14 protein-coding genes and 1 pseudogene are annotated in these 10,453 nt (G+C 39.0%); 11 read left to right on the top strand and 4 right to left on the bottom strand.

The window, feature by feature from the left end; genetic code table 11:
* A pseudogene (locus QOX35_RS16220) lies at nucleotides 1-400 on the bottom strand (DUF3945 domain-containing protein); the annotation flags it as partial.
* 210 nt (nucleotides 401-610) lie between these two features.
* Between QOX35_RS16220 and QOX35_RS16215 the strand changes: the two are divergent.
* Nucleotides 611-1,216 (top strand): hypothetical protein, encoded by a 606-nt coding sequence (locus tag QOX35_RS16215; RefSeq protein ID WP_183308910.1) that lies wholly within the window; start codon nucleotides 611-613, stop codon nucleotides 1,214-1,216.
* A gap of 39 nt (nucleotides 1,217-1,255) precedes the next feature.
* Nucleotides 1,256-1,429, top strand: a complete 174-nt coding sequence (locus QOX35_RS16210; protein ID WP_183308911.1) for a BF3379 family histone-like protein — start codon at nucleotides 1,256-1,258, stop codon at nucleotides 1,427-1,429.
* Nucleotides 1,430-1,505: 76 nt separating this feature from the next.
* Here the strand turns inward: QOX35_RS16210 and mobC are convergent, their stop codons facing one another.
* Nucleotides 1,506-3,515, bottom strand: coding sequence for a conjugal transfer protein MobC (gene mobC / locus QOX35_RS16205; RefSeq protein ID WP_183308912.1), 2,010 nt, complete (start codon nucleotides 3,513-3,515; stop codon nucleotides 1,506-1,508).
* 222 nt (nucleotides 3,516-3,737) lie between these two features.
* Here mobC and QOX35_RS16200 point away from each other — a divergent pair, with 222 nt between their 5' ends.
* On the top strand, nucleotides 3,738-4,778 hold the full coding sequence (locus tag QOX35_RS16200) for a TIR domain-containing protein (protein ID WP_183308913.1): 1,041 nt from the start codon (nucleotides 3,738-3,740) through the stop codon (nucleotides 4,776-4,778).
* 40 nt (nucleotides 4,779-4,818) lie between these two features.
* On the opposite strand, the gene mobB is transcribed toward QOX35_RS16200, so the two are convergent.
* Nucleotides 4,819-6,072 (bottom strand): conjugal transfer protein MobB, encoded by a 1,254-nt coding sequence (gene mobB, locus QOX35_RS16195; RefSeq protein ID WP_183308914.1) that lies wholly within the window; start codon nucleotides 6,070-6,072, stop codon nucleotides 4,819-4,821.
* Between the two features lie 2 nt (nucleotides 6,073-6,074).
* On the bottom strand, nucleotides 6,075-6,506 hold the full coding sequence (mobA, locus tag QOX35_RS16190; RefSeq protein WP_183308915.1) for a conjugal transfer protein MobA: 432 nt from the start codon (nucleotides 6,504-6,506) through the stop codon (nucleotides 6,075-6,077).
* Nucleotides 6,507-6,892: 386 nt separating this feature from the next.
* On the opposite strand from mobA, the gene QOX35_RS16185 reads away from it, so the two are divergent.
* The 8 genes from QOX35_RS16185 to QOX35_RS16150 all read left to right on the top strand — a co-directional run bounded on the left by QOX35_RS16185 (nucleotide 6,893) and on the right by QOX35_RS16150 (nucleotide 10,416).
* Nucleotides 6,893-7,030: a hypothetical protein gene (locus tag QOX35_RS16185; RefSeq protein WP_283687814.1), complete on the top strand. Its 138-nt coding sequence runs from the start codon at nucleotides 6,893-6,895 to the stop codon at nucleotides 7,028-7,030.
* A gap of 28 nt (nucleotides 7,031-7,058) precedes the next feature.
* Complete coding sequence (locus QOX35_RS16180) at nucleotides 7,059-7,193, top strand: hypothetical protein (RefSeq protein ID WP_283687813.1); 135 nt, start codon at nucleotides 7,059-7,061, stop codon at nucleotides 7,191-7,193.
* Between the two features lie 103 nt (nucleotides 7,194-7,296).
* Nucleotides 7,297-8,052 carry a ParA family protein gene (locus tag QOX35_RS16175; protein ID WP_283687812.1) on the top strand — a complete coding sequence of 252 codons (756 nt, stop codon included), beginning with the start codon at nucleotides 7,297-7,299 and terminating at the stop codon, nucleotides 8,050-8,052.
* A 6-nt stretch (nucleotides 8,053-8,058) separates the two neighbouring features.
* Nucleotides 8,059-8,517: a DUF3408 domain-containing protein gene (locus QOX35_RS16170; protein WP_183309000.1), complete on the top strand. Its 459-nt coding sequence runs from the start codon at nucleotides 8,059-8,061 to the stop codon at nucleotides 8,515-8,517.
* Nucleotides 8,489-8,839 (top strand): DUF3408 domain-containing protein, encoded by a 351-nt coding sequence (locus QOX35_RS16165; protein ID WP_349630744.1) that lies wholly within the window; start codon nucleotides 8,489-8,491, stop codon nucleotides 8,837-8,839. The genes QOX35_RS16170 and QOX35_RS16165 overlap by 29 nt, the downstream gene beginning before the upstream one ends.
* A 2-nt stretch (nucleotides 8,840-8,841) precedes the next feature.
* Nucleotides 8,842-9,585: a hypothetical protein gene (locus QOX35_RS16160; RefSeq protein WP_183309002.1), complete on the top strand. Its 744-nt coding sequence runs from the start codon at nucleotides 8,842-8,844 to the stop codon at nucleotides 9,583-9,585.
* 170 nt (nucleotides 9,586-9,755) lie between these two features.
* Nucleotides 9,756-10,058, top strand: a complete 303-nt coding sequence (locus QOX35_RS16155; protein ID WP_006844193.1) for a DUF4134 domain-containing protein — start codon at nucleotides 9,756-9,758, stop codon at nucleotides 10,056-10,058.
* Between the two features lie 22 nt (nucleotides 10,059-10,080).
* Complete coding sequence (locus QOX35_RS16150; protein ID WP_183309003.1) at nucleotides 10,081-10,416, top strand: DUF4133 domain-containing protein; 336 nt, start codon at nucleotides 10,081-10,083, stop codon at nucleotides 10,414-10,416.
* The last annotated feature ends 37 nt before the right edge of the window (nucleotides 10,417-10,453 follow it).

The following is a 10,453-nucleotide window of genomic DNA, read 5'->3' as shown; positions in this document are numbered from 1 at the left end:
TGAGTTTATTAAGATCTAGAGGTTGAAACTGACCTGTTAGCTCAATATGTATCTTTACCTTACCATCAAATTTAAGGCGATACGGATCGAGAGCTTTATCCGTGTGGTCGATACGGATAAGTTTGTCAAGAAAAGCAGCAATTTTATCTACGGCTGACATCCCGACTGCATAAACACCTGTGTGCGATGGGTGATTGAACTGTGCCGACATCTTCTTGAAGAAATTTTCCAGAAAGTTACTGTTGGTATCAACCTTCAAAAACTGGTCGGCATTCGCTTTAGTGGGTTCAACGGTTTTGAGTTTACCGTCCTGCTCCCCTGTGATGACTTTGAGTTTGCCATCTTCGCCTTGCGTTAATAAGACTTTCGGCTCTTCAGATTTTACTTTGTTTTGATCCATAATAAATGATGTTTTTATTCTGCATTACTATTAATGCAAAGCGAAAATACATCTTACTAATGGACTGATTGCAAGGTTTTAAAATGGTGGCAGCTTGTGTCTGGGGTTGTCTATAGATGGTTTTAGAAAGGTTCTTATTTATCGACCTGTTTCATTATCTGAATAGGGAAAGAACTGTATCTTTGTGATTGTTATTTTTAGAATATCATTATGGCTAAAAAGAAAAAGCGAGGACACTATTGTCGGATATGTGGAGCATCTAAACCAAATGAGGCTTTTAGTGGGAAAGGTCATGCAAAACATATCTGTAAGGAATGTTCATCTTTGCCACAGGAACGTAAAAATGAACTGCAACACATAAATCAAATAGATCGGATTGCCGGGAAATATCCCCGCTCCAGACAAGATTGGGAATTTCTTGAAAAAATGTCTAAAAACAAGAAATATCCTGAAGCTGCCGAATTTGCTCAAATGATTTTGGGGATGAGTAGAAGTCAGTCGGATGGTGACGATGAAGAGAATGACCTTTTTGGAGATTGGGGACAGAGTAAGTTGAGCTACTCTGAGTTCGACGAATTTGCTCAAGGAGATATCATGTCTATGATTGAAGATGATATCTGGGATTGGATATCTTATCGTAATGGAAAACTACCTAATGAAAAGGGCAAACAGCAGATATTGAAAGATATTTGTAAAAATATAGCATTCGGGAATGGAGACTCGTTAATTCTGAATGATGAACTAAACAATGTATTTGATTCTATTTTAAAGCAGGTAGTAGCAGATTTAGAAAAAGAGAACAAAGATGATTTATGATAATTATTATCTTTGCCGCGAATCAAAAAATAAAAAACAATGAAAAATTTAGTAGAAAACATTAACTCCCTAATTGCAGATTTCCAAAAAGATGCCTCTCAACAAGTAGAAAACGGCAACAAAGCGGCAGGAACTCGTGCAAGAAAAACATCTTTAGCAATAGAAAAAGCTTTGAAAGAATTTCGTAAAGTATCTATCGAGGCTGCGAAGTAAGAACTTCCGGCCTAATAATATAAAAACCGAATAACGTTTATAGATTATTCGGTTTTTATATTTAGTGCTTATGGTTCTATTCTTCTTTCGGCAACAAATAGCAAAGATCCGGATCTTCCTTTATTCGTTGTAGTTCATCGACTACAATCTGTTTGGCTTCGGCTTTGATGCGGTCATAGTTCTCCTTAATCATTTCCTTCATACGATCTACGCCATTTTCATCCACAAAGTTGGTGATAACAGGTATCTTCTTGTATGCCTTCGTCTCGGCAGCTACCCGCTCATTATCGACTACGATTTCACAGTGGAAAATTTTTTGCTCTATCCGCTCGTCGAAATTATCAGCTATCGCACCTACAAACATACCCTGTGTAAGATTGGATATTTTGGACGGTGGTATCAAGCTATCCATTTGTGTAGAAATGGAAGTCGATTTATCGTTGCGGTTAATGGTCATAGACTGGCGCTTCTGCAATACTTTACCAAAACGGTCAGACAAGGTTTTTGCCGTGTCCCCGACTACCTGCCCCGAAAATATATTACCTACCGTATTCATCACTACGGTAGCCTCTTTGTCTCCATAATCACGCTTTAGCTGCGAAAAATCTTGAAAACCAAGCAACACGGCAACTTTGTTGCTTCGGGCAGTAGCTATCAAATTATCCAACCCTTTGAAATAAATAGTCGGCAACTCGTCAATGATAACACTACTTTTGAGCTGTCCTTTCTTATTTATTAGTTTCACAATACGACTGTTATACAATCCGAGTGCTGCTCCGTAGATATTTTGTCGGTCAGGATTGTTACCGACAGCCAATATTTTAGGGTCATCCGGATTGTTGATATCTAATGTAAATTCATCTCCCGACATTACCCAATATAATTGTGGGCTAATCATACGGGAAAGTGGTATTTTAGCACTTGCTATCTGCCCCTGCAACTGGTCAGCCGCACCAGATTTCCATGCATCCATAAAGGGAGAAAGGTAGTTTTCGAGGTCTGGATATGAAGTTAGAATTGGAAAAATATTTTCATAGCTCTTGTTCAAAAATTCTATGGCATGAGGAAAAGTACAGTATTTACCATCCTTATAAATGCGTAAATACCAGATAATAGCTGCGAAAAGAATAATCGGAGATTCTACAAAGAAGTCACCTTGTTTTTGCACCCACGTTCGATTCAAATTTAACATTATCGTGTATGCACTCTCATAGGCATCCGAGATGTCATCCATGAAGGAAGGGTTAATCGGGTTGCACCTATGTGAACGACTCGGATCGTCAAAGTTTATCACATAGAAAGTCGGTACTTTCTCATAACCTTCTCTATTGTTTAACAAGTGGTTATAGGCAATAGTCGAAAGGTCTGGAAACTTGAAATCGTAAATGTAGCCTGTATAACCTTTTTCAATTTGCTGTTTGATAAATTGATTTACAACGGCATAGGATTTACCCGAACCCGGAGTACCCAATACAATAGCTGCACGAAACGGGTTTACTACGTTTATCCAACCCTTCCATTGCTTCTTTTTGTACCAGAACTTTGTAGGCAGGTTTATCGAATAATCGTTTACCATCAACTTGGTTTCCTGCATAAACGATTCGTTCTCATTATTGAATGGATCGTCCATTAGGTTGTTTTTGAGTAAGCGGCTCATCCATGTACCCGCCATCAATAGCAATATATATCCCACTGCAATGGTGAAAATATAGAAACCAGCATTGGCTATTTTAGGAAGTGGCAGATAAAGAAGCCACCAATTCAGAAAGAAGAATACAGAACCAAAAATAAGACATACATAGATATGATTCCATGTAATCTTTTCCTCCTTCACTCCCTTTGTTCCCAAACAGGACAAAGCAAGAAAGACTACAGAAAAGATTTTCGTCCACAATATAGAATTGAACAAAGCTGCGGTACGGTTAAAATTCATCAGAATTTTATCTACTACCCCGATATTGATTCCCCACTCGTGTATTGCCTGATAGCAGAACCAATAAATATTCATCAGGACGAATAAAATACTAATAGCCCTCATAAACTCCATGACTTTAGCAAGTCCTCTTAAATCATCCTCATTTTGCATAAATGTTGAATTTAATTTGTTTGTAATTCATTAAAAATGCGAATGTAAGCAGATGGTTATGACATTATACGGTATTTTCAGATGGAGGATGCTTGTGTCTGGAAATGTCTATATGCAAAAATGATGAAATATATATTTATGGAAATATTCATTAATTACATATATTTGTAGCTGAATATCAATTGAAGAGAAGTGTAAATAAATATAATATCAATAAAGATAATGGGTAAAAAAAGTGAAACTACGATTACTGTAAATGAAGAAATAACTGTATCCAAACAGAAGCCAGCCCTTGTTTTTATTAGTCACGACACAAGGGATGCTGAAATAGCAGAATCTTTCAGTAAGTTATTGAGTAGTGTAAGTGCTGGAGTATTAAAATCTTTTCGTTCGTCTGATAAAAAGGGGACGCAGGGAATGGAATATGGTGTAGAATGGTATCCTGAAATTATGAGGAAACTTGATGAGGCCTCTGATATTGTGTGCTTGCTAACCCATAATAGTGTAAACCGCCCATGGATTCTTTATGAAGCTGGTGTTGCCAAAGGCAAATTAAATAATACCGTTTTGGGTGTTGCAGTAGGCATACCATTAAATAAAGCTAATAATGGACCTTTTGCCCAATTTCAAAATTGCGGTGACGATGAAGATAGTCTAACTAAACTAATTTTACAACTTGTCAAAAGAATTCCTAACTCTGAACCGGATGAGGAAATTATCAAAGGGCAGGTACAAGTCTTCAAACAAAAACTTGCTGAACTTTTGAATAAACAGCCAGAATCCGATGGAAAAACCGAAGAATTAGTAGAGGATGCTTCTATTGCTAAATTATTTGAGGAAGTGAAAATTATGTTTCAAGATCTTCCTTCTCGCATTGATAAACGAGTTAATTCCGAGAAGTCTGGAAGAAGGCGCAGGAAATTCCATCCGATGATGATGGAGGAGATTCTGCATATGAGTAAGGATTTTTCCGACTCAAACATTGCTTTTCTTATGATGATCAGTATATTTCGGGATGATTTGCCCTGGATATATGAGGTTGGTATGGAAACTTATCGCACATTAAAGACGGCAAAAAGCAAAACTGAGAAACAAAAGGCGATAGATAACTTTTCAAAAGCAATGGAAATGTTCAACCATCCAATGATGCGGGAATTTAATGATGATTATTCAGAAGATACGTATATTATTTACAAGGAATTTAGAAATATTTTTGCTCATTCTTTCGATAGATATTTTCATAATGAAGTAAATAAAGATTAATAATCAGAAAGCCTCCTATTATAAGTGGCTTTCTGATTTCTTACATCTGTCTCCCATACCTACGTTTCTTTTTCCTCTTACGTTTTAAGGTCGGTTGTTTGTTATCTGTTCCTTCGACTTCGGGAGTAAAGACAGAGAATAAACTCCCCACCGGATCATTCGTCTCGGAGTGTGTTGATTGTGGTTGCTGATCGGTGGTTGTTTGTTTATTCTCGGAATGTTTCGGGGCTGGTGCTTGCAGATCCTTGCAAGGCGGATTATCCGCAAAACGTTCATTAAGAACATTTGCCGAAAACTCCTTGCCCAGACGAGAACCATTAAGAACCGCCCGTTGGTTGTGGTCGATAAATGTAGCCCCATAGATGCGTCCTTCATCGTTGCGACGTAACACAAGGTCGATACCTTTCTCCCGCAAGGCCGCTCGGAACTCACTCTCTGTGCGGGTGCTTGCAAAGGACGCAGCAACAGTAGCACGAGTTTGTTTGGCTACGCCGTTTGCCTTGATTGTTTCTTTTGACTTGTCGAATCGCTTTTCCAAGCTATTCAAGCCGTGATCTTTGCCGAACAGGGAGGATTTCAAAGGTGTGCCAACACGATTGCCATCACCATCCAATGCCGAATAGACTAATCCCCGATATGCTTTACCCTTATTTTCTCCTTTCATTTCTTCTACTCCTATATTATATAAGGAAAGTAAAGCACGATATTCGCCTAAAGTCTGAAAAGAATACATTTCTGAGAGCGGTTTTATGACGTTTGCCACCTGTTTTTTTAAGTTCCCCTGGCTAACGTCTATTGGAGCAAGCTGCCATGCCTCGCCCTGATTCTTTTCTTTTGAGTGCAGACCGTACTTTTGTTCTAAAGAATCGGTAATCTTTCTGCTGCGTTCGTAATTTTTGCTGTCACTGATTATTGAGCCATCCGTGCGTACACGTGTCGATACAATGTGTATATGCTCCCTGCCAATGTCTTCATGCTTGAAAATCATATAGGGTTGTCCGCCATATCCGAACTGTTCCATATATTCATGCCCGATGTTAGCAAGCTGCTGATCGGTCAGCTTATCGTCCGGATGTGGATTGAGTGAAATATGGATAACGGGCTTCGATGTACGAATATGCGAGGGCATAAATCGCTCGAAATCTTCCATACAAGAGGCAACACTGAACACTCCATCATTAGGTTCAATGACCAGATTGGTAGCCAAAACTTTTCCTAAACCCTCATTTACTTTCTCTTGATTGTAGGAAAGTGCACCATACAAACTGCTTCCGTGACTAAATTTAGCAACCATTTTTAGAGATGTTTAGCCTTAAATTGCTCGCACAATTGCATCACTTCCCGTCCGATTCCCGCCAATTCAATAGTTGCATTTTCCAATTTATAGAGCAATGCCAATGCTTTTTTTTCTCCAAAATTGGAATGCAATTCCTTTACAACTTGATTGTAATTGACTCCGATACTCCGAATTTGTCCGTGTAAAGCAGTGAGCCTTGCTATAAATTCTACAGCCGAAGCATCGGTTTTCACTACACGGAACTCATCGCCAAAGATGCGAGCAGCGATAAAACCAGATAAGGATTGTACGCCCGACTGTTCATACAAGGCTAAAAAATCGACGTGTTGCTGATCTGTCAGGTTTACAGTCAGTCGATGTTTCGCTGGATCGTTCTTCGGGGGTCTGCCCCCTTTTCCCCGTTTATGGGGATTTCTTTTTTCTTCGTTCATAACATGATTTTTTAGTGGTTTATGAACGCTACGGACGGTTCAATCCGTCTTCATTTTTCCCGACTTCGGAGAGGAAAATACCCCTCTGGAAGAGCAAGGGTTGTGTGCTGCAAAATTCATTTTGCGATGCACTCAACATACCTTGCTATTTGCTCAAATGCAAATACTTTTTGCCCGTAAAGGGCATCATCCTATCCTGAAAAGTTCGGGATATAAGCCTGATCTCTGTCAGGCATTTTTTGAATGTCGGAACAAACTTAAAACCTATATGAATCCTCTTTCACGTTTCATGCAGCAAAGTTATATTCTAAAATAATCAATTGAAAATCAACAGGTATAGACAACCTTGGACACAAGCTGCCACCTCTCAAAAATATAGTGTAAGTATGAAAAATATGGATTTTATTTGCCGGACAATTGATTGTATGGCGAGATATAACGACCTACAATCAGTCGTACCAAAGGAGGAATCTATGTGCGATTATACAGAGGTAAAAACGTACAATGAGAGGTTGGTCGAATAGTCCATTTTCAGATACATAGGTTGTGTGTATGGTTTGGAAAATCAAACCAACCAATTTACGAACCAACCAACCTAAGAACGTAAGTCTGTTGCAACGTCCCGCTATAAAAATAGCACAACATAGGGCTGGTTATATGTACCGCTATACAATGGTTGGTTGCTAAAAACAAATGTACCACCGTATAATGATTGAGACCTAAAAATATATGTATCCCCTTGGGTACGGCTATACGAAAAAACGATTGTACCATTAACAAATTAATTAAAATGAAAAAGAAACCTATTTATGTGGCATTCTCAACCCAAAAGGGTGGAGCCGGAAAAACAACTCTTACCGTATTGGCAGCTTCCTATTTGCACTATGTAAAAGGAAAAAATATCGCAGTAATTGATTGTGATTATCCTCAGTATTCCATTGCAGACATGCGAGAGCGAGATTTTAAGATGTGCGAAAATGACGAATATTACAAAGGAATGCTGTACGAACAGTTTACCCGTTTGGAAAACAAAAAAGCCTATCCTATTATCGAGAGCAATACCAAAGAAGCTATCGCTGATGCCGAACATCTGACTCCACAAGGTGATTTTGATTTTATCTTTTTCGATCTGCCGGGAACACTCAACAATGTAGATTTAATCCATACGCTTGCACGAATGGACTATATTATTGCTCCCATTGCGGCTGACCGTGTAGTGATGGAGAGTACACTTGATTACATGGTGACTGTACGTGATGATATTATGGGCAGTGGCAAGTCTGATATTAAAGAAATCTATCTGCTTTGGAATCTGGTGGATGGACGGGAAAAATCCGAACTCTACGAAGTATATGAGGCGGTGATTAATGAATTGGAGTTTACAACTCTAAATGCATTTATCCCCAATAGCCTGCGATTTCGACGTGAACAATCCGAAAGTCACAAAGCTTTGTTCCGATCTACTCTATTCCCTGTAGATAAGTCTCTTGTAAAAGGTAGTAACATAGATACTCTTTCAGACGAATTGCTTGAAATTCTAAAGTAAGCCGCTATGGAAGAAAAGAAAACCGATACGAAGTTGAATGCTCAGGACATCATCGCACGTACAGGCAGAAGAGAACGTAAGTTACAGGCTTATTCTCCCGAATCTACTTCGATAGAAGGAGCAACTAATCAAGAGGAGCAAGTCGAAGAACAAGTGCAACTACCTGTAACCGAAGCCATAAAAGAACTGCCACGCGAGGAACCACGTAAGCGAAAATCAAAAGCACAGGTAGAGGCGGATTATCAAAGCCTTTTTATACATGAGTCGGCAATAGCTGCACGAAGTGGAAAAACGGTTTATATCTGTAAAGAGCATCACGAGAGAATCATTAAGATACTCCACGTCATCGCCAAGAATGATGTTTCCTTATTCAGTTACATCTACAATGTTTTGGAACATCATTTCACTACTTATCAGGAAGATATAACCGAACTATATGATAATAATATCGAAAAAATATTTTAATCCAAAAATAAAAAACATGAAAAAGAGAAAAAAAATCAATAAAAGAACAACTCCTTGTGAGACATCAAATGTAGTTCTTCCAACAACGGTTCAACAATATGAAGGTTGTTTTTTTAGAGAAGTCCAAAATAAAACCAGAGACAGAAAACCTGTTTATATCCGAAAGGAGTTTCACGAACGTATTATACGTATTGTACAGGTTATCGGAGAGAACGATTATAGTTTGTACGATTACCTGAACAATGTATTGGAACATCATTTTGATACCTATCAAAACGAGATTACCGAATTGTATCGCAAAAAGAACACAGATATATTTTAGCCATGAAACAATATATTATTTCAGCCATCGTGCTGTATGCATTGTTTGTCGTTCTTTACCTGCTTCGAGAGCGGATGCAAAAACGAAAAAAGAATGCTGCTAAAAAATCGGTATTTAATCCGTTTCGTGCAGCACCTAAAGAGGATATTATCGGCAAAAGCAAATTTGACATCAGACAATCCCGGACAGAAGCTACCACTCTGATTAATAATGAAAAAGAGAACAAAAATGCTTCTATATTTGTCGAGAAAGAAGAAAAAAAGACCTCGGTAGCAATCCCTTTGGATAAACTCGATGAAGTCTTTTCAACAGATAATAAAACGGAAGAAAATTCAGATGAAATCAATTTAGAGATTGAGAACACTCCCCCCGAATTTGAGCCTGACAATGATTCTGAAGAAATAGACGAAACAGAAAGTGAAGAGGAAGATACCGAAGGGAGAGCCGGGGTTTCAATGGCGTTGGGGCTTGACTTCAATAATTTGGCGAGTATGGTGCGAACAGTAGAGACTCCCGACAATGCAACATCTGAAGAAAAAGAAGAAGCTGGACGGGTATTGGTCGAGATACGCAAGACCGATATGTTTGAACAAGTTGTATCGGGTGAACCTAAAAAGAAAGTGGTCGTATCCTCATTGATGGATGACTATTTTGCCGCCTTCCACCGCAAACAACAAGAAGCGGAAGTATCGAATGAACCGATAGTCAAAGCACCTAAAGAATTTGATGTACGCAGATTTGCGTAAACAATATGTAAGAACAAAAAACTAAAAAAACATGAAAGAGCGAGATTATGGTTAGCTGACGTCAGCCAAACAAAAGGGTCTGCGACCCCCACTAAAAAATCAAAGTTAAACAACATTATCCACTTGGTACAGGGGACTATTCCACCCCCTGTACTATTATCAAAAATCGTATGACAAAGAAAAAATTTCTTCTGTCAGCAGCCTTTATCATGGTTGCTGTATCATCAGTATTCGCACAAGGCAACGGTATCGGAGGTATTACCGAAGCTACCAATATGGTAACTTCGTATTTCGATCCGGGAACAAAACTCATATACGCCATCGGTGCAGTTGTAGGACTCATCGGGGGCATCAAAGTGTATAATAAGTTTAGCTCAGGTGACCCAGACACCTCAAAAACAGCCGCTTCGTGGTTCGGTGCGTGTATCTTCCTTATCGTGGCTGCTACCATTCTACGCTCTTTCTTCCTGTAATCAAGCTCCAAACAAATAAGAAATGGAGTATAATATTAACAAGGGCATTGGCAAGAGCGTGGAATTTAAGGGTTTGAAAGCACAATACCTTTTCATTTTCGCAGGCGGTCTATTGGCTGTATTCATCGCATTTGTAGTGATGTATATGGCCGGAGTAGATCAGTGGATATGTCTCGGTTTCGGTGTTATCGCCGCCTCCACACTGGTATGGCTGACTTTCAACCTGAATGCGAAATATGGAGAATACGGACTCATGAAGTTGCTCGCTAAACGGCAACATCCCCGTTTTCTGATCAACCGTAAAAATCCCCGTCGCTTGTTCCAATACCCTAAAAAGAAGGAGGTGTGGAATGCGTAATACACTAAAAGCAGCTACTATCGAAAGTAAGTTTCCC

This window comes from Dysgonomonas sp. Marseille-Q5470 (assembly GCF_951230145.1).
Lineage (GTDB): Bacteria > Bacteroidota > Bacteroidia > Bacteroidales > Dysgonomonadaceae > Dysgonomonas.
The sequence above is the reverse complement of the archived record's forward strand: the minus strand, read 5'-3'. Positions and strand labels throughout refer to the sequence as shown.